This window comes from Streptomyces sp. NPDC101151, from assembly GCF_044768335.1.
Classification (GTDB): domain Bacteria; phylum Actinomycetota; class Actinomycetes; order Streptomycetales; family Streptomycetaceae; genus Streptomyces.
In genome coordinates this window covers 25,794-47,016 of record NZ_JBIWPP010000008.1, presented here as the reverse complement: position 1 = coordinate 47,016, position 21,223 = coordinate 25,794, and the positions used below count along the sequence as shown (strand labels likewise).

Below are 21,223 nucleotides of genomic sequence, written 5' to 3'. Positions count from 1 at the left end.
GGAGGTGCGGCGGTCCTCCCCGTAGCGCGCCGTGGCTGTGGGCAGCCGTCGGGCACCCGTGCCCCGGCCGGCGCCGGTGAGGCGACCCCCTGCCCCGAAGCGGCACCGAGCCGGCTACGAACTCTCGGCGGCCACGGCCTCCGCAGCCGGCGGTGCCGCCTCGACGGCCTCCGCCGGCGCGGCGTCGCCGGGAGTCGTACGCGGCGGCAGCAACCCCAGCACCGCCTGCCGGTCGGCTTCACTGGTCGCATCGTCGTAGGGATCCGGAGTCGACGGCACCTGAAGCCGATGCACCGGCCCCGACCCCAGCCGTGCGTACCCCCGCCCCGGCGGCACCTGCGCCAGCGGCGTCGTGTGCGGCCGCACCCCGAGCACCGCCTCCACCTGATCGGGCGCCGCGGGCCCGAGCACGACACGCGCGCGCGTGTGCTGCCGTACCCCGTCGCTCAGCGCCTCCGCGCTGTCGAACTGCTCGGCCACCGCCACCGTCACGTTTGCCGCGCGGCCGTGCCGCAGCGGCATCTGGAGCAGCGTCTGCGGGTCCTTGCGGCCGTCCGCGGCGCTGAGGTGGGTGAAGACGGTCGGCCGGTCCAGGAGGATCCACAGCGGGCGCCGGGTGTCCTCGGGCGGCTGGTCGCCCGCCTGCCGGGCCCGGTTGATGGCGATGATCCGCCGCTCGGTCTCCTGCGCGGCCCACTCCAGACTGGCCAGCGCCCCGGCCGGGGCGCACTCCACGGCCAGCACGCCGTCCCGGCCGATCAGGCAGGCGTACTCACCGGTGCCGCCGCCGTCGACGATCAGTACGTCGCCGTACTGGAGCGCCTGCAGGGCGATCGAGCGCAGCAGGGTCGATGTGCCGCTGCCGGGGTGGCCCATGGCCAGCAGGTGCGGCTCGGTCGAGCGGATGCCGGTACGCCAGACGACCGGCGGGACGTCGCGCTGTTCCTCCCCGTAGGACAGGGGAAGCGTGCGCTGGACCTCGCTCGGATCGGTGAAACCGAGGACGGTCTCGCCCGGCGCGGTGACGAAGCGCTGGGCGGCGATGTCGGTGGGCAGCGGGGCGAGGACGGTCACGGTCAGCCGGTTGCCCTCCTCGTCCCACCCGAAGTGGTACTCGCGGCCCCGCCCGGCCTTCGCGGTGAGCAGCTTCTCGATCCGCGCGCGGGCCCGGGGCTCGCCGTCCGGGAAGTAGGCGGGGTAGCGGATCACGAGGTGGCCGACGCGCCCGCCGTCGTCGAACTCGTGTGTCTCGAAGGCCTTCTCCCACTCCCCGCCGTGCGTGTACAGCGGCGCCGGGTCCTCGGCGGTGGCGAAGTACGGCACCAGTGCCTCGTACAGGGACTGGAGCCGCTCGGTCTGCGACTCGTCCGGCCCTTCGGGCTCCGGCGGGGTGCGGTCGCGGCCCTGCCAGGCCGCTGCCGCCATCAGCGTGATGGCGGCGAGCAGCGGCCCGTACGGCACCAGTGCCACGACCAGGACGACGGAGGCCGCCAGGAACAGCAGCGGACCGCGTTTGTCCTTGGGTGTCTCGGCCCACTTGCGCCGTCCGGCCGAGGCCAGCCGGCGCAGCCCGCGCGAGATGGTGATCAGTGGGTGGAGGACGTCGGTGGCGCTGTCGGCCGCCGTCCGGGCCAGCTCCCGGCTCCGGGCGATCTGCATCCGGGCGATCTGCGCGCTGTCTTTGCTCAGAATGCGGGGGAGAGGGCGCCGGGCCACTGCTGTCTCCTGTTGGTGCGTACGGGCGGGACGGGCGGCGGCGTCAGAACTTGATGCCGCCGAGGAGACTCGCCAGGCTCTCGCCGCCCGCCTTGATGCTGGGGGCGATGCCCGTGCTGGCCAGGTAGAAGCCGAACAGGGCCGACGTGCATGCGTGCGAACCCTTGAGGCCGTCCTTGCGGAAGAAGAGGAAGACGACGACGCCGAGCAGCATGACGCCTGAGATGGAGAGGATCATTTGAGGTCTCCTGGTGTCGAGAGGGGACAGTCACCATGAGTACTTCCAGGATCACAGGATGTGTCTATACGATAAAAGGTGCAACTGGGTGAAATTCGGTCGATTTCCCCCAGGTGGTGGAGTCGTCCCTGGGCCGGTTGAGCAGGGCGCTTGCGTCCGGCGGCGTCAGCAGTGATCTTTACCTCGGGCACATCGGGTCATGTGAGGCGCGAGCCAGTACTCTTGCGATTCACCTGAACGGTTGTAACGAGAGGCGGTCCGGCCGATGAGTGAAGCCCCCGACCCCGAGGTCGTGGAGCTGGCGACCAAGATCTTCGATCTGGCCCGCCAGGGCCGGACGGAGGAGCTCGTGGGGTACGTCGACGCGGGCGTTCCGGCCAACCTCACGAACGACCGCGGTGACTCCCTCGTGATGCTCGCCGCCTACCACGGTCACGCCGACGCGGTACGCGCCCTGCTCGCCCGGGGTGCCGAGGGGAACCGGATCAACGACCGGGGCCAGACCCCGCTCGCGGGGGCCGTCTTCAAGGGTGAGACAGAAGTGATCAAGGCTCTCCTGGAGGGCGGCGCCGATCCTGCCGCGGGCACTCCCTCGGCCGTCGACACGGCGCGCATGTTCGGTAAGACGGAACTACTGGAATTGTTCGGCGCACACTGATGCGAACGTCCTGAGCAGTTAGGACACGGAAAACGGGGGAGGCGGTAAAGGGCCGCCGGAAATACGGTCGCGGCAGCACACACCGCGGGTCATCATGACGACGTGATTCACGGACGCGATGGCCGGGCAGGTGTTGCCGCACCGCGCGGACCGTGATGCGGTCCGCATGGGCCACCGACGAGAGGCAGAGAGAGATGGTCTACAGCAAGCAAGAGACGGCGGGCGCTCCGACGTTGTGTCACGCGGCCAGGTAGTGCGTGTTTCCCGGTTGCGTCGACGCTTGATGTGAGGCTGTTTCCCATGTTCGATCCGGTCATAGCGCCCAGCGGTACGCTGCTCGGCCTGCTCCAGCGCGGCCGTGGCGACGGCACGTTGCACGCGCTCACCGCCCCGCGCGCGGAAGCGCTCGCGGCCCTGAACCACTGCGTGCTCCGCGACCCCCGCCACGACTGGCAGGTGGAGAACCGCTCCCTCTACTACGCCCGGCTCTACCTCGACCTGAACGGCGAGCTGGACGCCATCGAGGCGCACCTCTTCGACCCCGAGGACGTCCTCGACACCGACGAGTCCCGCACCGGCCTCGCCCTGGCCGTCCTCGGGCACCTCGCCTCCTACGGCAGGCTGGACGCGCTCGAACTGCTGCGCAGGTACGCCGCCCACGGTTCCAGCTGGGCCTGGGCCCTGGACGAGCTGGCCCTGCGGGACGACGACGCGGGCCTGCGTGCCCTCGCCGCTCCCGTCCTGGCCCGCTTCCCCACCGATCCCGAGGGCGAGGCCGAACTGGCCGCCGCCGTCCGCGACGCCTTCGAGCCGCGGCCCTGGCGGCTGTGGGCCGAGGATCCGCGCACGTCGATCGCCACGCGCGTGCGTGCCGCTCAGGAAGCCGGCTGTTTCGACCGCTGGCAGCGTCAGATGCAGCCCACCGGGCCCCGCCCCGGGTGGAGCGTGCGAGCCGTCTTCGAGTGGGCCCAGCAGGGCATCGAACGTGGCGCCGCACTCCATGTGCCGGCCGCCCGCTGCCTGGTCGCCGTGGCCGGCCCGGAGGACCGGCCGGAGATTCTCCAGGCCGCCAGGAACGGCTTCGAGGGCGCCCGCTGCACGGCATTGCGCTACCTCGCCGACAGCAACGACCCCGACGCCCTCGACCTGATCGAGGCCGCGGTCGCCGACGGACCGGCACTCGTCGTGGAGGCCGCCGTCGACGCCTTCGAGCGGATGCGCAGTATCGCCGCCGTCAGCCGGGCGCGCGGCTGGGCCCAGCGCCCCGACGTCCTCGGTGCCGCCGCTGGACGCATGCTCGCCTGTCGCGGCGGAGCCCAGGACAGCGACCTCGTCCTCGGCGCCCTGCGCGAGGCCGTACGCGGTGAGGGCCCCGACGCGCCCACCCTGTGGTCCCTGGTCGACGGCACCGGACGCCTCGGTATCGTCTGCGCGGCCCCCGTGCTGCGCCACATCTACCGGGAGACGGCGTCCTCCCACCTCCGTGGCCGCGCCGCCCGCGCCCTGGCCGCCACCGATCCCTCCTTCGCCGCCGGCTTCGCCGTCGAGTGCCTGTGGGACTGCGAGGAGACCACCCGGGAGATCGCCGCCCGGCACGCCGAGACCGGTGACGCCCGGGTCGTCGAACGACTCCGCCGACTCGCCGCCGACCCGGCCGAGGAGGACGAGGTACAGACCGCGGTCCGCAGCCGCTTCGGGCCGGACGCACAGGCCATGTGACCTCACCGAGCGTCGTCGTACGCACACGGGACGGGCGGGAGACCGCCCGCCGTGTGAACATCGGGTGACCCGGAGGTCAGTCGCGCATGACGGCCGTCTGACCTGCTCGGGTGTGCAGTCCAACGCTCATGGGACGTTCCCCGTTCGGAAAGATCGACGTTGACGCCGCCACGTCCGGCGCGGCGACAACACCCGTATGCGTGTCGTCATAGTGACCGAATCCTTTCCCCCCGATGTGAACGGCGTCGCCCACTGCGCGCTCCAGACCGCCCAGCACCTCGTGGATCGCGGCCACCTCCCGCTCGTCGTTGCGCCGGCCACCGCGCCCGGCACCAAGGCCGACGTCCTCGAGGCGCCGTGTCCCGTCGTCCGTATCCCCTCCCTCCCGCTCCCCGGCTACCCCCAGGTCCGCGTCGCGCTCCCCAGCCGGCGCCTCGCCGCGGCGCTCACCGAGCACCGCGCCGACGTCGTCCACCTGGCAAGTCCCTTCATCCTCGGCGTCCGCGGCATGGCCGCCGCCGCCCGGCTCGGCATCCCCGCCGTCGCCGTCTACCAGACCGACCTGGCCGGTTACGCCCGTACCTACGTGGGCGCCGGCGAGGCCGCCGCCTGGCGTCGGATCCGCTCCGTGCACTCCGCCGCCGACCGCACCCTGGCCCCGTCCAGCGCCGCCATGCAGGACCTTGAGGCGCACGGCGTGCCCCGGCTGCGACTGTGGCCGCGCGGCGTGGACACCGTCCGTTTCCGGCCGGACCATCGCGACGAGGCACTGCGCCGCGAACTGGCCCCGAACGGCGAGCTGATCGTCGGCTACGTCGGCCGGCTCGCCCCCGAGAAGCAGGTCGAACTCCTGGCCGGTGTGTGCGGCCTTGAGGGCGTCCGGGTCGTGGTGGTCGGCGACGGCCCCAGCCGGCCCCACCTGAGCGAGAGCCTGCCCGGCGCCGTCTTCCTGGGGCGCCGCACCGGCGACGAACTCGCCCGGATCTTCGCCTCGCTCGACCTGTTCGTGCACACAGGCCCCTTCGAGACCTTCTGCCAGACCGTCCAGGAGGCCATGGCCAGCGGGGTGCCGGTGGTCGCGCCCGCCGCCGGCGGCCCGCTCGACCTGGTCGCCCACGGCCGCACCGGACTGCTCGTCCCGCCGCGCGACGCGGACGCCGTGACGGAGGCCGTACGCACCCTGACCGCCGATCCGAACCTGCTGGCCGCGTACGGCGCCGCCGGCCGGGCCATGGTCGAGGGACGCACCTGGGCCGCGGTCGGCGACCAGCTGATCGCGCACTACGAGGACGTGCTCGCGAAGCGGAAGACGGCGGTGGCGGCATGACCGGCGCACCCCTGCGCATCGTCCGGCTCGCCAACTTCGTCACCCCGGCCTCCGGCGGACTGCGCACGGCCCTGCACGAACTCGGCAGGGGCTTCCGGGCCGCCGGCCACGACCCGGTGCTGATCGTGCCGGGCGAGCGGTACACCGACCGCGACACGGAGCAGGGCCGGGTCATCACCCTGCCCGGCCCGGTGCTGCCCGGCACCGGCGGCTACCGCGTCCTGACCGACAAGCGGCGCGTCGCCTCCCTCCTGGAGGACCTGGCCCCGGACCGCCTGGAGGTCTCCGACCGCACGACCCTGCGGTGGACCGGCCGCTGGGCCCGCCGCGCGCGCGTGCCCGCCGTGATGGTCTCCCACGAGACCGCCGACGGCGTGCTGCGCACCTGGGGGCTGTCCGAGCACCTCGCCCGCCGGGCCGCCGACTCCCTCAACACCCGTACCGCGCACGTCTACTCGCGGATCGTGTGCACCACGGAGTTCGCCGAGCGCGAGTTCGTACGGATCGGCGCGCGCAACGTCGTACGCGCCCCGCTCGGTGTCGACCTCATGGAGCGCCACCCCGCGCTGCGCGACCCGGGGCTGCGTGCCCGGCACGCGCGCGGGGACGAGGCGCTGCTCGTGATGTGCTCCCGGCTGTCCGTGGAGAAGCGGCCCGGCACCGCCCTGGACGCCCTGGACGCGCTGCTGCGGCGCGGGCGGCGGGCGGTGCTCGTGGTGGCCGGGGACGGCCCGCTGCGGGCGCGCCTTGAGCAGCGTGCGCGGGAGCGCGGGCTGCCGGTGACCTTCCTGGGGTACGTCTCCGACCGGGCCACGCTCGGCGCGCTCCAGGCGTCCGCGGACGTCTGCCTGGCGCCCGGGCCCGCCGAGACCTTCGGGCTGGCCGCACTGGAGGCCCTGGCGTGCGGGACGCCCGTGGTGGCGAGCGCGTCGTCGGCGTTGCCCGAGGTGATCGGGTCCGCGGGAGTGGCGGCGGCCGACCGGGCCGAGGCGTTCGCGGACGCCTTGGAGCTGCTCCTGTCGCGCTCCGAGCCCGAGCGGAGGGACGCGGCACGCGCGCGTGCCGAGTGCTTCGGGTGGGAAACGGCCGTGGAGGCGTTCCTGGCGGCGCACGACGCACAGGTGCTGAGGCCCGCGGACGCCTCGGCCCGGCCCGCCGCCCGGGAGGGCGTGGCATGAGATCCGTCCGCTTCGTGGCGCTCGGGGACTCGCTGACCGAAGGTGTGGGCGACCCCGTCGGGGACGGCTGGCGGGGCTGGGCGGCGCTGCTGGCCGGCGGCCTCGCCGGAGACACCGAGGGCGTGGAGTTCACCAACCTCGCGGTCAGCGGGGCCCAGACGCGGGACGTGCTGGAGCGGCAGACTCCGGCCGGTCTCGCGCTGCGCCCCGACCTGGTGGCCGTGGTCATCGGCGTCAACGACACCCTGCGCGCCACCTTCGACATCCATGCGGTCGCCGCCCGGCTCGACCAGGTCTACGCGGCCTTCACGAGCCAGGGGGCGACCCTGCTCACCGCCTGCCTGCCCGATCCCGGTGCGATGCTGGGGCTCCCGGCCGCGCTGGCCCGGCCGCTGGCGCGCCGGCAGCGGGCGGTCAACGCGGTGGTCCACGCGCTGTCCGACCGCTACGGGGCCGTCCACCTGCACGCCTCGGAGGGCGTCTGGCTCACCGACCGCGCTCTGTGGAGCGCGGACCGGCTGCACCCGGGCGAGCGCGGTCACCGGCAGCTGGCCGTCCGCTTCCACGCCCTGCTCGCACAGGCGGGCCTGGGCATGGGCACACCGCCGTCCCCCGAACCGGAGCGCGCCGCACCGACCCGGTCGGCGAGCCTGCTGTGGCTGGCCACCGCGGGCACCGCCTGGGTGGTCCGGCGGTGCAAGGACCTGCTGCCGCAGCTGCTCCAGCTGGCCGCCGACGAGCTGCGGCATCGCGCGCGGGGCACCAGCGGCCGCCTCGACCTGCGTGCCACGGCCGCGGTGTCCGCGGCGCTGGCCGCCCTGCCGGTGGCCGAGCGGTCGCAGGACACCCCTGACGACGCCGAGGCTCAGCGGCGCCGTACGACCACGAACCTGACCGGGGTGCCCGGCACCGCCTGCGCCGCCGCCGGGAGGTCGGCGGCGCGGACCACCGCGATCACCGGGTAGCCCCCGGTGGTCGGATGGTCGGCCAGGAAGACCACCGGACGGCCGTCCGGCGGGACCTGGACCGCACCGAGCACCATGCCCTCGCTGGGGAGTTCACCGGTCCGGGCCCGCTCCAGGGCGGGCCCGTCGGTGCGCAGGCCGATGCGGTTGCTCGCCGAGGACACCCGGTACGCGCGCGTGGTGAGATCCCGGACCGCGCGCGCCGTGAACCAGTCGTCGCGCGGCCCCAGGGTCACCCGGAGCACGAGTTCGGCCGGTGGACGCGGCTGCGGCACGGCGTCCACGCGCGCGGGCGGGCCGGCCGGGGTGCCGAGCGGCAGCACCATGCCGCCCGTGAGCGGTGCGGGTCCGAGGCCGGACAGCAGGTCCGTGGCGCGGCTGCCGAGGACCGGCTCCACGGCGATGCCGCCGGACACCGCCACATAGGCGCGTACGCCGGCCACGGGCGCTCCCACCTCCAGCAGCGTGCCGGCGGGCACCAGGACCGGGGCGCCCCAGGCCACCGGGCGGCCGTCCACGGTGACCGGGCAGGGTGCGCCCCCGACCGCCACGGTCACCGTCGAACGGGGGCGCAATGCACAGCCGTTGAGGGTGGTCTCCAGGACGGCGGCGTCCGGCGCATTGCCGGCCAACCGGTTGACGAGGGCCGCCGTGCGCGGGTCGAGCGCCCCGGAGCGGGGCACGCCGAGGTGCGCGTACCCGGGCCGCCCGCGGTCCTGCACGGTCGTCAGCGCCCCGGCCCGCACGACGACGAGCGCGCGGTCGCTCATGCGCTCACCCTGGGTACGAGGTGCAGGCGCGCGTGGGCGGTCATGTGTCCTCCACCGGTACGAGGTGCAGGCGGGCGGGGGCCGTCATGCGTCCCCCACCGGTACGAAGCGCACACGCGCGCCCGGTGCGAGCAACGCGGCCGGTATGCGCGCGTGGTCCCACAGCACCGCCTCGGTGGTGCCGATCAGCTGCCAGCCACCGGGTGACGAGCGCGGGTACACGCCCGTGTACGGTCCCGCCAGCGCCACGGCGCCGGCCGGCACCGACGTGCGCGGCGTGTCCCGGCGCGGGACGTCGTAGCGGGCGGGCAGCCCGGTGAGGTAGCCGAAGCCGGGCGCGAACCCGCAGAAGGCCACGGTGAATTCGGTGCCCGCGTGGATCCGGGCGACCTCGCGCTCGGACACCTTCCAGTGGGCCGCGACCTCGGCGAGGTCCGGGCCGTCGTAGCGCACGGGCAGTTCGATCAGCTCCCGCGCGCGCGGGAGAGTGGGAGGTGCCGCGGAGGAGGTCAGTTCGGATGCCCAACGGACCGGGTCGGCCAGGCCGTCGAGCAGGACCGTTCGGGCCGCCGGGACAATCTCGCGGACGGTCAGCGAGCCCTCGGTGCGGCGGCGCAGCAGCTCCGCGTGCAGGGCCTGCGCCTCCGCACCCGAGGCGACCTCCACCAGCAGGGCGTCGTCGCCGACGGGGAGTGCCCTCATGCGAACGCCTTCACCCGCACACCGGCCGCCACCAGCCGTTCGCGCACTCGGCGGGCCAGTTCCACCGCGCCGGGTGTGTCGCCGTGCAGGCACAACGAGCGGGCGCGCACCAGAATGTGCGCGCCGGAATGCGCCACGACCGCGCCGGAGCGCGCGAGGTTCAGCGAGCGCTCCACGACCGTGTCCGGATCGGTCACCACGGCGCCGTCCAGGTCACGCGGCACCAGGGTGCCCTCGTCGGTGTAGGCGCGGTCGGCGAACGCCTCCCTGACGGCCGGCAGGCCGGCCTTCGCGGCCAGCTCGAGCAGACGCGACCCCGGCAGGCCCAGCACCGGCAGCGAGCCGTCGGCCAGCACCACGCCCTCGACCACCGCCCCCGCCTGCTCCTCGTCGTGCACGACCCGGTTGTAGAGCGCGCCGTGCGGTTTGACGTACGCCACGCGCGCGCCCGCCGCCCGGGCGAACACCTCCAGGGCGCCGATCTGGTAGGCCACTTCGGCCGCCAGCTCGGCGGGCGGCACGTCCATCGCGCGCCGCCCGAAGCCGGCGAGGTCCCGGTAGGAGACCTGCGCGCCGATCGTCACCCCGCGCTCGGCGGCCAGCTCGCACACCCGGCGCATGGTGGCCGCATCCCCGGCGTGGAACCCGCAGGCCACGTTGGCGCTGGTGACGACGGACAGCAGCTGTTCGTCGTCGGTCAGCCGCCAGCGGCCGAAGCCCTCGCCGAGGTCGGCGTTCAGATCGATCGCGGTCATGGTCTCCGGTGTCTCCGGTCCTCGTGCGGTGTGTTCTGTGTTCTGGGTGCGGGTGTCACGTGTGTGCCGCCTGCCGGTGTCAGTCGACACCGACCACGCGGTACTGCTCGTCGCGGGCGTCGGTCAGGAACATCTGGCCCGGTGCGTGGGTGATGGCGAACGGCGGCCGGGAGGCCATCACCGCCGCCTGCGGGGTCACCCCGCACGCCCAGAACACCGGGATGTCGTCCGGAGCGGCATCGACCGCGTCGCCGAAGTCGGGCCGGCCGAGGCCCTCGATGCCGAGTGCCGTGGGATCGCCGCAGTGCACGGGGCCGCCGTGCACGGCCGGCAGCAGGCTGCTCTCCCGGATCGCGGTACGCAGGTGCTCCGGCGGAACCGGGCGCATCGACACCACCATCGGACCGCGCAGCCGGCCCGCCGGACGGCACTGCCTGCCGGTCACGTACATCGGCACGTTGCGGCCCTGTTCGACGTGCCGGATCGGCACGCCCGCCCCGGCCAGCGCCCACTCGAAGGTGAAGCTGCACCCGAGCAGGAACGACACCAGGTCGTCCCGCCAGTGCGCGCGCACGTCGGTCGGCTCCTCGACCAGCTCGCCGTCCTGCCAGACGCGGTAGCGCGGCAGGTCGGTGCGCAGGTCGGCGCCCTCCGCGAGGACGGTGGTGACGGAGCCGGCGTCCGTGACGTCCAGCACCGGGCAGGGCTTCGGGTTGCGCTGGCAGAACAGCAGCATGTCGTACGCCCAGTCGGCCGGCACCGCGATCAGGTTGGCCTGCGCGTGGCCGGACGCGACGCCCGCCGTGGGGCCCGCCAGGCCCTCCCGGAAGCGGGCCCGCGCGGTTTTCGGGCTCCACGCGTGCGCGTGCTCGTCGACGAGGGTCACGGGCCGGTCCTCGGTACGGTTCACCCGCATCACGCCAGCTCCTTCCCGCGCGTCTCCGGCAGCCCGAGCAGCGCCAGAGCCGCGAGGCCGTAACCGATCGCGCCGAAGACCAGCGCCCCGCCCACGCCCCAGCTGTCGGCCAGGAAGCCCACGAGGGTCGGGAACACCGCACCCACCGCGCGGCCCGTGTTGTACGTGAAGCCCTGCCCGGTGCCGCGCACCGCCGTCGGGTACAGCTCGCTCAGGTAGGAGCCGAAGCCGCTGAAGATCGCCGACATGCAGAAGCCGAGCGGGAAACCGAGCACCAGCAGCAGGGTGTCGGCGCCCTGCGGGATGTTCGCGTACGCCAGGATGCACACGGCCGAGAGCAGGGCGAACAGCCAGATGTTGCGGCGCCGTCCGAGCCGGTCGGTGAGGTAGCCGCCGGTCAGGTAGCCGAGGAAGGCGCCGGAGATCAGGAAGGTCAGGTAGCCGCCGGTGCCGACGACGGACAGGCCGCGGTCGGTCTTCAGGTACGTCGGCACCCAGGTCGCCAGCGTGTAGTAGCCACCCTGCACGCCCGTGGACAACAGGCCCGCGAAGACCGTCGTGCGCAGCAGGCCCGGCTCGCCGTCCCTGCCGGGACGGAAGATCGCCGTGAACGAGCCCCGCCGCGGGCTCTGTTCGCGGGCCGCCGTCGACTGCGGCGCGTCGTGCACCCGGCGACGCAGCCACACCACGAGCAGCGCGGGCAGTGCCCCGGTCCAGAACATGATGCGCCAGGCCATGTCGTCGCCGGCGAAGGAGAAGACCAGCGTGTAGACGATCGCGGCAAGTGCCCAGCCGACCGCCCAGGAACTCTGGATCGCGCCGAGCGTACGGCCCCGGTGCTTCGCACTCGCGTACTCGGCGACCAGGATCGCCCCGACCGCCCACTCGCCGCCGAAGCCGAGGCCCTGCAGGGCGCGGAAGACCAGGAGGGTCTCGTAGTCGGGTGCGAATCCGCAGGCCACGGTGAAGACGGCATACGTGATCACGGTGATCATCAGCGCCCGGACCCGGCCTATGCGGTCCGCGATCACACCCGCCACGGCACCGCCGATCGCGGAGACCACCAGAGTGACGGTGGTGAACAGGCCGGTCTGGCCGCTGTCCAGACCGAAGTACGCCGCGAGCGCCACCATGCTCAGCGGCAGTGTGAAGTAGTCGTAGGAATCCAGGGCATATCCGCCGAAAGCTCCGGCGAACGCGCGCCGGCCGCGCGGGCCGAGGGCATGCAGCCAGCCGAACGTGCCGTCCTCGGCGGCGCGTTCGCCTTGCGTCTGTCGTGGGTCTGAGGTCACGGACCGGGGCGGAGGGGTCGTGCTCATGGGCACCTCGCAGAGAGGGGACGGAGGGTGCGGGCAACTGAGCAGTGCGCCGTGCGGAAGCTGTGCCGTGCGGAGCACCGTAGGGGATCGTTCAACGATCCTTCAATACCCGCGTTGATTCGTTCCTGGGTCTGCGATTGAATTCCGGGCATGGCAGAGCAGCTGACGGGACTGGCCGGCGACCGTGCCCTCCTGGGGCGGACCAGCACCGCCGAACGGGTCTCCGACATCCTCAGGAGCCGTATCGCCGAGGGCTATTTCCCGCCGGGCACCCGCTTGTCCGAGGACGCCATCGGCGGCGCGCTCGGGGTCTCCCGCAACACCCTGCGCGAGGCGTTCCGGCTGCTCACCCATGAGCGCCTGCTCGTCCACGAACTCAACCGCGGCGTCTTCGTCCGGGTCCTGACCGTGGAAGACGTCGAGGACATCTACCGCACCCGGGCGCTCGTCGAGTGCGCCGTCGTACGGGGACTCGGCGAGCCGCCGTACGGGCTCGACGGCCTGGCCGCCGCCGTCACCGGGGGACAGCTGGCCGCGCACGAGAATGACTGGAAAGCGCTGGGCACGGCCAACATCCACTTCCACCGGGAGCTGGTCGCGCTGGCCGGCAGCGAACGCACCGACGAGCTGATGCGCAGCGTCTTCGCCGAGCTGCGGCTCGCCTTCCACGTCGTGGACGACCCGCGCCGGCTGCACGAGCCGTACCTCGCTCGCAACCGCCAGATCCTGCAGGCGCTGCAGGCCGGCGACCGGCGCGGGGCGGAGCGACTGCTGGAGACCTACCTCACGGACTCGCTGGAGCGGGTCGTCGAGGTCTACCGGCGACGGGTCGGCGAGGACGGCACCGGCGCCTCTTGATGCTTGATGACGGCCGTCGCTTCTGCGTCGTTTGGGTCGTTGTCACACCGAGGACCTACTCTGTGCACCGTGACTTCGCCTGCATCGACGGACAGCGCTCCGCCCCAGCTCAGCGCGGGGCCGCGCCCGGCACCGGGCCCGGCCGCCGACGAGGGGCTGGCGCGTCGGCTGCGCGCGCTCGCCTGCACCGCGCCGCTGCACGACCTCGACGCGCGCAAGGCCAACCTGGCCGGCGAGTACTCGGTGTACGGCATGGCCGAGGTGGCCCTGGCCGGCATCGACCTGGTCACGCTGAACATGGACTTCGACACGGGCGCCGACCACGAGCAGATAGTGGCCCGGCTCATCCCGCGCATCGCCGCCCAGGCCCCGCAGCGGCCCGTCGCCGAGCACGAGCGCGTGGCGCGCTGGGTCCTGGAGAACCTGATCAACGTCGGCAGCGTGGACCGCGGCTTCCGCGCGGTGTACGGCACGTTCACGCCGGACGGCACCTATGTCCGCCGTGACTACGACTTCAAGCTGATCGAGGAGGTCCCCGGCCCCGGCGGCACGGTCTACCTCCGCACGACGGACGAGGCGGTCAACGTCCTGGTCGGCGCCCTGGACACCGACGTCACCAGCGCGCAGATCGCGGCCGAGGTCAAGCTGGAGGTGCTGATCAACCGCGGCCGCCTCGCGGACGCCCAGCTCGCCGCCGAGCAGGCCCGGTACCGCACCGTGCAGTACTCGGAGACCCTGCGCCGCGCCCTGGACGCCACACGGCGCAACGTGCGCGCGGTCGACTGGCTCAACGCCGTACCCGACATGATCGTCGAGGCACTGGACCACGTGGCGGACCGGTACCGTCACGAAAACGCGATCCTCACCAACATCCGCAAGGCCCGCGACGAGACCGAGGACCCCGAGCACAAGCGGCGCGCCGCCGAGCTCGTGGACATCGTCAAGGACTGCATCCGGCGGCACACCCAGCTCCAGTCGCGCCTGCTGGAGGCCGGCCCCCTCTTCCGCGCCGAACAGGACCGGCAGGCCTTCGCCACGCCCACCACGACCTCCGGGATCGACCTGTACAGCCACCTGGTCGCACCGGTGCTGCCGCTGCCCCTCGACCGGGCGATCCGGGTCACGGACGCGTTCTTCACGAACGGCACGGGGCTGCGCACACCGGTGTCGGTGCGGCTCGCCGACCTCGTCGACATACTGCTGACACCACCGGTGGAGCGGGAGCACCTGGGCGCGGAGATGCCCGAGCCCGACCTGATCGCGACGCCGGACGACAGCCGGTTCAGCGAGGAGCAGCTGGCCGCCGCCAGAGAGCTGCTCGACCTGCCGGCCGACGCGCCGCGCAGGCTGTCGGGGCTGCTGGCGCAGGCCCGGGACTCCGGTGGCTTCGATCTCGCCTATCTGGTCGCCCTGTTGGCGATCCACGCGGCCAGTCCCGCCGTGGGCACCGCGTACCGCCAGGGCGAGCAGAAGCTGCTGTTCGCCGTGGACGACGGGACGGAGCTGGACGACCCGGACTTCGGCGGGGCCGACTTCATCGTGGGGACCGCGCTGCTGGACGCGGCGGGAATGGCGGCCGACCGGACGGAAGCAGCATGAGTGAGCAAGAGCGCGACAAGGAGCCCAAGCCGTGAGCGAGCACGTCGAGTGGAGTGAGGCGGAGACCCCCGCCACGCCGGCGACCCCCGCCGTCACCCCCGCCGACGCCGCCGACGCGGCGCGGCTCGTCGCCTTCGGACTGCAGCCCAAGCTGCAGCCGGCCCGCGACCAGGAGTACACGGAGCTGCTGCGCCGCTACCGTGACGACCCGGCGTTCGCGCGGCTCGCGGACGCCGTCGCCGCCGGTCTCGGACTCGTCGTGCTGGAGGTGTCCCCGCGCGCGGGGATGGCCGTGACGGCCGCCGAGGACTCGGTGTTCGCCGTCCGCATGGGCGACTACGCGCGTCGCACCGCCGCCGACTCCGCAGACCGGTTCCTGCACGGGCTCGCCCATCTCGCAGTCGCCGCACTGGCGTTCCCGCGCCCGGAGGACCTGGCCGACGACTCCTACATCGGCCGGGTCACCGTCAACGGCGTCGACGCCTTCGTACGACAGGCCTGCCGCCGCCTGGAGGAACGCGCCGAGGAGCAGGGCGAGAACACCGACCCGGCGACCGACGCACCCGGACTGGAGGCCGCCTGGCGGATCTGGGCCAGACGCAGCGCGGCCGGCGCCACCAAGGACGCGCGCCGGCTGGCCGGTTCCACCACGGGCATCGTCGGCAAGGCGGCCGTCTTCCTCACCGACTCCGGGTTCCTGCAGCGCACCGGGGACGACCACGGCGGCACCTACCGCACCACGGCCCGTTACCAGCTGCAGGTGCGCGACATGGCCGGCAGCGCCGCGATGGCCGAGCTGCTGGAGCTGGGCGTCGTCCCGGTCACCGACGGCACGGCAGGCCTGCTGCCCGCCGAGGACACCGACGACCTGGATCTGGTGGCCGACGCCGGGCTGCCCTTCCACGCGCCCTCGCACCCCTGAAAAACCACCCTGATCTGCCGGAAGACTGACGAGAGTCCGCCATGTACGAGCTGTCCCGGGTCCGCCTCTACTCCATCGGGCCCGCCGGTGCGCGCTACGCCGACACCGTGCTTGACCTGCGCGGCGTGGGCGAGCCCGTGCCCGACCCCGCGCCCACGCAGGCGGAGTTCTTCGAGGAGGAGCCGGCCGGCCCGCCGCGCCGCCCCGCGCCCGCGGGCGTGCTGTTCCTGGAGAACGGCGGCGGCAAGTCCGTCCTGCTCAAGCTGATCTTCTCGGTGATGCTCCCGGGCCACCGCAACACCCTCGGCGGCGCCAGCTCAGGCGTCCTGCGCAAGTTCCTGCTCGCCGACGACTGCGGGCACGTGGCGCTGGAGTGGCAGCATGTGCAGACCGGCGAGTGCGTGGTCGTCGGCAAGGCCAGCGAGTGGCGCGGACGCCAGGTCTCCAACGACCCACGGAAGTTCGCCGAGGCCTGGTACTCCTTCCGGCCCGGCCCCGGCCTGAGCCTGGACAACCTGCCGGTCGCCGAGTCCACCGCCGTGCGGCCGCCCGTCGAGGGCACCTCGGGCGCCCAGGGCCGCCGACGCACCATGAAGGGCTTCCGTGACGCCCTCACGGAGGCCGGGAAGGCCTACCCGCACCTGGAGGTGCACTGGGAGGAGATCCACGACCGCTGGATCGAGCACCTCGGCGACCTCGGCCTCGACCCCGAACTCTTCCGCTACCAGCGGGAGATGAACGCCGACGAGGGCGAGGCGGCCGGTCTCTTCGCGGTCAAGAAGGACTCCGACTTCACCGACCTGCTGCTGCGCGCGGTCACCGACACCCGCGACACCGACGGCCTCGCCGACCTGGTCGGCGGCTTCGGCAACAAGCTCGGCCGACGCGCCGAGCTGATCGCCGAAAGGGACTTCACCGCCGGTTCCGTGGACCTGCTCGGGCGGATCGTGGAGGCTGCCGAGGCACGTGCGCGTGCCCGTGACATCCACGCCGCCGCCGAGCGGCGTACCGGCATACTGGCGAGGCGGCTGTCCGCACGGGCCGTGCAGGAGCGGGTGCGGGCCGGCGACCTCGCACAGCGCGTCACGGCCGCCGCCTATGCCGTCACCCACTCCGAGGGCGCGCGGGAGCGCAGCGCTCTGATCGCCGCAGAACTCGCCTTCCGGCACGCCTCCCTGGCGCTCGCCGCAACCGAGAAGTCCGCCGCCGCGCAGAAGCGCGAGCTGGCCGACGCGCGCACACTGCACTCCGCCTGGCAGGCCGCCGAAGTCGTACTGCGCCACCGTGCCGCCGCCGACCGCGTCGCCCGCGTGTCCGCGGCGATCCAGGAGGCCGAGCGGGACGCGGCGCCCGCGCTCGCCGCACGCGCCAAGGCCGCCGTTGACCTGGTACGGGCCCTGCACGCGGCCGCCGAGAGCGCCGAGGTCCTCGCCAACGAGGAGGAGGAGCGCTCCGCCGCGCTCCAGGAGGTCAGCGACTCCGCCTACCGCGACTCCACGGCCGCCGCCACCGAGGCACAGCGCGCCCGCAGTGAGGCCGGGCATCTGCGCCAGCGACTCACCGAGGTCGAGCAGGAGACGGCCGAGGCGGTCCGCGCGGGCTGGCTCGACGACAGCGCCCCGGACTCCGACCCGGCCCGTGCCGCGCTCGCCGCCAGCGACGCCGAGAAGACCGCCGTGGGCGCCTGGGACGCGGCCCGTGAGGCCGCACGCAAGGCGACCGAGCACGCGCGCGAGGCGGCCTCCGCCGAGTCCCGTGCGGAGCTGACCGCGGCCCGCGCGGCCGACGCGGCCACGGCGGCCGAGCGCGGCCACGACGCCGAGCGGCGTCTCGCCGAGGCGCTGGCAGCCGAGGAACGCCTCGCGGAGCTGCTGAGCCTGCCGGGCGCACCCGGGACGGCCCGCGCCGGAGTGCCCGCACCCAGGACGGGAGGGGCGGACTCGATCGGCTCGCCCGCGCGCGCGGGCGAGCCGGACGACGGCTCCCGTTCCGTCGCCGAGGGCCCTCTCGGCCCTGAGGAACTGGACCGCTTCGCGGACGAGCTGCGCGGACTGCTCGACGACGCGGTGTCGAGCGCCGAGCGTCATCTCTTCGAGCTGCGCACCGCCGCCGCCGACGACGCCCGCATCCTCGGGGCCCTCGGTGACGGCGGGCTGCTGCCGCCCGGGCCCGACGTCCTGGCCACCGTGGAGTTCCTCGGCGAGCAGGGCATCCCCGCCCTGCCCGGCTGGCGCTACCTCGCGCAGGCCGTCGACCCCGCCGACCACGCGCGCGTGCTCGCCGCGCGCCCCGAACTGGTCGACGGCGTGATCATCACCGACCCGGACACGCACACGCGTGCCCGCGAGGCGCTCAGCGACGCCGCCCTGCTGCCACGCTCCGCCGTGGCCGTCGGCACGGCCGCCGCCCTGCTCGCCCCCACCCCGGCGCCCGACGCCGCCCCTGGCGACGTCTTCCTGGTGCCGCCGAACCCCGCCATGCACGACGAGCACGCGGCCGACGAGGAGCGTCAGGCGCTGCGCGCGCGGGCCACCGCGCGCGACGAGGAGATCCGGGCCCTGGCCGCCCGGCTCGGCAAGGACCGCGAGCTGGCCGCCCGGCTCGCGTCCTGGCGCACCGGCTGCCCGGCCGGACGGCTCACCGAACTGGCCGAGGCCGCCCGGGAGACGCGCGGGTTCGCGGAGGAGGCCGCGGCCGAGCTGGCCGAGGCGCGCACCACGCGCGCGGAGGTCGACGAGGCCGCCGCCGAGGCCGCACAGGTCCGCGACGAGCGGCAGGAGGCGGCACAGAAGGCCCGCCGTGCCGCCGACGCCCTCGCCGGACTCGCCTACCGGCTGCGCGAGCGCGCCGGCTGGCAGGTCAAACTCCGTGAACTCGCCGACGACGGCGCCGAGTCCGAGGCCCGCGCCCAGACCTGCCTGGACCGGGCCCGCGCCGCCGACGAGGACCGCCGCGCCACCCAGCGCGCCGCCGACGACGCCCGCCGCACCGCGCGTGCGCTGCGCGCCGAGCGTTCCGAGATCGCGGGCGCGCCCGACGACGTACCGGCGGCGGACGCGGAGGCGCCGAAGGCGTCCCTGCCCGCCCTTCGCGAGGCCTACCGGGCCGCCTCCCAGGTCTACGAGAAGGTCGGCGTCGGTGCCGATCTGCGGGCCGAGCAGGCCCGCGCGGAGAGCGACGACAGCGCGGCCCTCGCCGAGCTGAACCGGCTCAGCAACAAGGTCCGCACGCGCGCCGAGCAGCTCCTCCAGTCGCCCGACGGCTCCGACGGCCCCTCCCGGCAGGCCGCCGCCGCACGCTCGGAGGAACTGGTGCAGCTCCTGGAGACCCGGATGTCGACGGCGAGCGAGCAGCTCGGCCGGCTGCGCGGCGAGGCCGAGCGGCACGCCCCCGAGGACGGCGAGGCGCACACCGAGCTGCCCGAGGAACTCGTCCCGCGCGACGCCGAGCATGCCCAGGCCCTCCTGCGCACCGCCACCGCCGAACTCGCCACCCGCACCGAGGCGCTGGCCGAGGCCCGCGAGGCTCACGCCGAGCTGCTGGAGGCCCACCGGGCCGCCGAGGACGCGGCCGGCGGCTTCGACGAGATCGCCGCGATGCTCCGCGACCTGCTGCGCGAGCACACCCCCGACGAGGAGCGGGAGGAGCCGGAGCCGTACCCCGGCAGCCCGGAGGAGGCCCGCCACTCGGCCGCCGAGGCCCGCCGTTCGCTGCGTGGCTGTGCCGCCGACCTGTCGGCCGCCGAGGCGGCCGTGCGCGAGGCGAGCGACGTGCTCGTCCGGCACGCCAACTCCACGCGCTACGAACAGGTCCGCACCCCCGCCCGGCAGCAGATCCGTGAGCTGCCCGCCTCCGCGCTGCCCGAGCACGCCCAGAAGTGGGCGGACGCGTTCGCACCTCGACTGCGCGTGCTCACCGACGAGCTGGCGCAGCTCGAGCGCAACCGGGACTCGATCGTGGACCGGCTCAGGGGACTGGTCGAGTCGGCGCTCGCCACCCTGCGCTCCGCCCAGCGCCTCTCCCGCCTCCCGGAAGGGCTCGGTGAGTGGTCGGGGCAGGAGTTCCTGCGCATCCGCTTCGAGGAGCCCGACCAGGCCACGCTCACCGAGCGGCTCGGCGAGGTCGTCGACGAGGCCACGCGCGCGGCGGTCAAGAAGAACTCGGACCTGCGCCGCGACGGCATGTCCCTGCTGCTGCGCGGAGTCGCGGCCGCGCTGCAGCCGAAGGGCGTGGCCGTCGAGATCCTCAAACCGGACGCTGTACTGCGTGCCGAACGCGTGGCCGTCGGGCAGATGGGCGACGTGTTCTCCGGCGGCCAGCTGCTCACCGCGGCCATCGCCCTGTACTGCACGATGGCCGCGCTCCGGTCCAACGACCGGGGCCGCGACAAGCACCGGCACGCGGGCACGCTGTTCCTGGACAACCCCATCGGCCGCGCCAACGCGACGTACCTGCTGGAGCTGCAGCGTGCCGTATCCGACGCCCTGGGCGTCCAGCTGCTGTACACCACCGGTCTGTTCGACACGACCGCTCTGGCGGAGTTCCCGCTGGTCATCCGGCTGCGCAACGACGCCGACCTCAGGGCGGGCCTGAAGTACATCAGCGTGGAGGAACACCTCCGGCCCGGCCTGCCACAGCAGCCCCAGGCCGGAGAGGCGGTACACAGCGAGATCACGGCGACACGGATGTACAAGCGCCCGGCCTAGCCGACGGCCTGCTCCCTGATCGGGTCGGCGGCCGCCCGAAGGTCAGGAGTGCGACAGCCGTCCGGAGCCGCCGCGCCGGCGTATCCGCTCCTGCTCCCGCAGGGCGGCCCGCTCCTGGCGGCGGCGGGCGCGACGCTCGCGGCGCAGCGACCGGGCCGTGCTGCTCGGCTCGGAGACCACACCGTGCCGCTGGTTCCACACCTGGCGGGTCACCCATACGTCGACCGCGGCCCAGGTGGCCACCACCGTGCTGGTCACGCTGCTGATGACCATCGGGAACGCCAGCCAGGACCCGGCCAGTGTGCACAGGAACGCCACCATGGCCTGTATGAGCGTCACCGCGATGACCAGCACCGCCCGCACCGCCGCCGAACGCACCGGGTCGGGCATCCGGCGCCGTAGCGCCGGCTCCTCGACCCACAGCGGTCGTTGGTGCAGCAGCTGTTGCCCGCCGACGGACCCATCGCCACCCGTACGCGCCGGAATGTCGCGATACGGCGCCTCATGGCCCCGACGTGCCGCCGAGCGCTCCGCCGCGCTCTCCTCGGGCGCCTCGCGCCGCTCCGCCGTGCCCGTCACCGTCTCACTCCCCACCGCCAGCATCCCCTCGCCCCGGTGCCCGAAGAACCCGACTCCCCAGTGGCTGCCCGGCTTGCGCTGTTTTACGCCGCCAGGGTGGGGGATGCGGCTCCTGTGGCCGATTCCGCCCCCATTTCCCGTAGAGAAGACGAACAACGACCCGCGAAGATTCCCCACTTGCGAAAAATTTCGGCCAACTGGCTGTCCGTACTGCTTCGGCCGGTCGCGCCACGGGCATGCGCATCCCGGGCGCAATCTCCCGCAATGCCCGGACAACTCGCCATGTCTTGCCGCCG

General features: G+C 73.8%; 17 protein-coding genes. 9 read left to right on the top strand and 8 right to left on the bottom strand.

Going from position 1 to position 21,223, the window contains the following annotated elements:
- Positions 1-114 precede the first annotated feature (114 nt).
- Together ACIRU3_RS17235 and ACIRU3_RS17230 are read right to left on the bottom strand one after the other, a co-directional pair.
- The gene (locus ACIRU3_RS17235; RefSeq protein WP_404057010.1) at positions 115-1,716 is read right to left on the bottom strand and encodes a hypothetical protein; all 1,602 of its coding nucleotides are present in this window, start codon (positions 1,714-1,716) and stop codon (positions 115-117) included.
- A gap of 43 nt (positions 1,717-1,759) precedes the next feature.
- Positions 1,760-1,954: a hypothetical protein gene (locus ACIRU3_RS17230; RefSeq protein ID WP_020938770.1), complete on the bottom strand. Its 195-nt coding sequence runs from the start codon at positions 1,952-1,954 to the stop codon at positions 1,760-1,762.
- Positions 1,955-2,219: 265 nt separating this feature from the next.
- On the opposite strand from ACIRU3_RS17230, the gene ACIRU3_RS17225 reads away from it, so the two are divergent.
- From ACIRU3_RS17225 to ACIRU3_RS17205, 5 genes are all read left to right on the top strand, one after another.
- On the top strand, positions 2,220-2,612 hold the full coding sequence (locus tag ACIRU3_RS17225) for an ankyrin repeat domain-containing protein (protein ID WP_404057008.1): 393 nt from the start codon (positions 2,220-2,222) through the stop codon (positions 2,610-2,612).
- 300 nt (positions 2,613-2,912) lie between these two features.
- Positions 2,913-4,331, top strand: a complete 1,419-nt coding sequence (locus ACIRU3_RS17220; protein WP_404057006.1) for a HEAT repeat domain-containing protein — start codon at positions 2,913-2,915, stop codon at positions 4,329-4,331.
- A 196-nt stretch (positions 4,332-4,527) separates the two neighbouring features.
- Entirely contained in the window at positions 4,528-5,658 is a 1,131-nt protein-coding gene (locus ACIRU3_RS17215) for a glycosyltransferase family 4 protein (RefSeq protein ID WP_404057004.1), read from the top strand.
- Complete coding sequence (locus ACIRU3_RS17210; RefSeq protein ID WP_404057002.1) at positions 5,655-6,836, top strand: glycosyltransferase; 1,182 nt, start codon at positions 5,655-5,657, stop codon at positions 6,834-6,836. Before ACIRU3_RS17215 ends, ACIRU3_RS17210 begins: the two co-directional genes overlap by 4 nt.
- Entirely contained in the window at positions 6,833-7,801 is a 969-nt protein-coding gene (locus ACIRU3_RS17205) for an SGNH/GDSL hydrolase family protein (RefSeq protein WP_404057000.1), read from the top strand. The genes ACIRU3_RS17210 and ACIRU3_RS17205 overlap by 4 nt, the downstream gene beginning before the upstream one ends.
- Here the strand turns inward: ACIRU3_RS17205 and ACIRU3_RS17200 are convergent.
- The 5 genes from ACIRU3_RS17200 to ACIRU3_RS17180 form a co-directional block, all read right to left on the bottom strand.
- Positions 7,702-8,571 (bottom strand): biotin-dependent carboxyltransferase family protein, encoded by an 870-nt coding sequence (locus tag ACIRU3_RS17200; RefSeq protein ID WP_404056998.1) that lies wholly within the window; start codon positions 8,569-8,571, stop codon positions 7,702-7,704. The genes ACIRU3_RS17205 and ACIRU3_RS17200 overlap by 100 nt on opposite strands.
- Positions 8,572-8,655: 84 nt before the next feature.
- A complete protein-coding gene (locus tag ACIRU3_RS17195) occupies positions 8,656-9,273 on the bottom strand; it encodes an allophanate hydrolase subunit 1 (protein ID WP_404056996.1) in 618 nt (205 codons plus the stop codon).
- Positions 9,270-10,028 carry a LamB/YcsF family protein gene (locus ACIRU3_RS17190; protein ID WP_404056994.1) on the bottom strand — a complete coding sequence of 253 codons (759 nt, stop codon included), beginning with the start codon at positions 10,026-10,028 and terminating at the stop codon, positions 9,270-9,272. Before ACIRU3_RS17190 ends, ACIRU3_RS17195 begins: the two co-directional genes overlap by 4 nt.
- 79 nt (positions 10,029-10,107) lie before the next feature.
- Positions 10,108-10,944, bottom strand: a complete 837-nt coding sequence (locus ACIRU3_RS17185) for a putative hydro-lyase (RefSeq protein WP_404056992.1) — start codon at positions 10,942-10,944, stop codon at positions 10,108-10,110.
- The gene (locus ACIRU3_RS17180) at positions 10,944-12,263 is read right to left on the bottom strand and encodes an MFS transporter (RefSeq protein ID WP_404056990.1); all 1,320 of its coding nucleotides are present in this window, start codon (positions 12,261-12,263) and stop codon (positions 10,944-10,946) included. Before ACIRU3_RS17180 ends, ACIRU3_RS17185 begins: the two co-directional genes overlap by 1 nt.
- A 150-nt stretch (positions 12,264-12,413) precedes the next feature.
- On the opposite strand from ACIRU3_RS17180, the gene ACIRU3_RS17175 reads away from it, so the two are divergent.
- The 4 genes from ACIRU3_RS17175 to ACIRU3_RS17160 all read left to right on the top strand — a co-directional run bounded on the left by ACIRU3_RS17175 (position 12,414) and on the right by ACIRU3_RS17160 (position 20,348).
- Positions 12,414-13,121, top strand: coding sequence for a GntR family transcriptional regulator (locus tag ACIRU3_RS17175; RefSeq protein ID WP_404056988.1), 708 nt, complete (start codon positions 12,414-12,416; stop codon positions 13,119-13,121).
- A gap of 69 nt (positions 13,122-13,190) precedes the next feature.
- Positions 13,191-14,720, top strand: coding sequence for a hypothetical protein (locus tag ACIRU3_RS17170; RefSeq protein ID WP_404056986.1), 1,530 nt, complete (start codon positions 13,191-13,193; stop codon positions 14,718-14,720).
- 31 nt (positions 14,721-14,751) lie between these two features.
- Positions 14,752-15,642, top strand: coding sequence for a hypothetical protein (locus ACIRU3_RS17165; RefSeq protein WP_404056984.1), 891 nt, complete (start codon positions 14,752-14,754; stop codon positions 15,640-15,642).
- Positions 15,643-15,683: 41 nt separating this feature from the next.
- Complete coding sequence (locus tag ACIRU3_RS17160; protein ID WP_404056982.1) at positions 15,684-20,348, top strand: hypothetical protein; 4,665 nt, start codon at positions 15,684-15,686, stop codon at positions 20,346-20,348.
- A gap of 42 nt (positions 20,349-20,390) precedes the next feature.
- On the opposite strand, the gene ACIRU3_RS17155 is transcribed toward ACIRU3_RS17160, so the two are convergent.
- Positions 20,391-20,951 (bottom strand): hypothetical protein, encoded by a 561-nt coding sequence (locus tag ACIRU3_RS17155; RefSeq protein ID WP_404056980.1) that lies wholly within the window; start codon positions 20,949-20,951, stop codon positions 20,391-20,393.
- Positions 20,952-21,223: the final 272 nt, after the last annotated feature.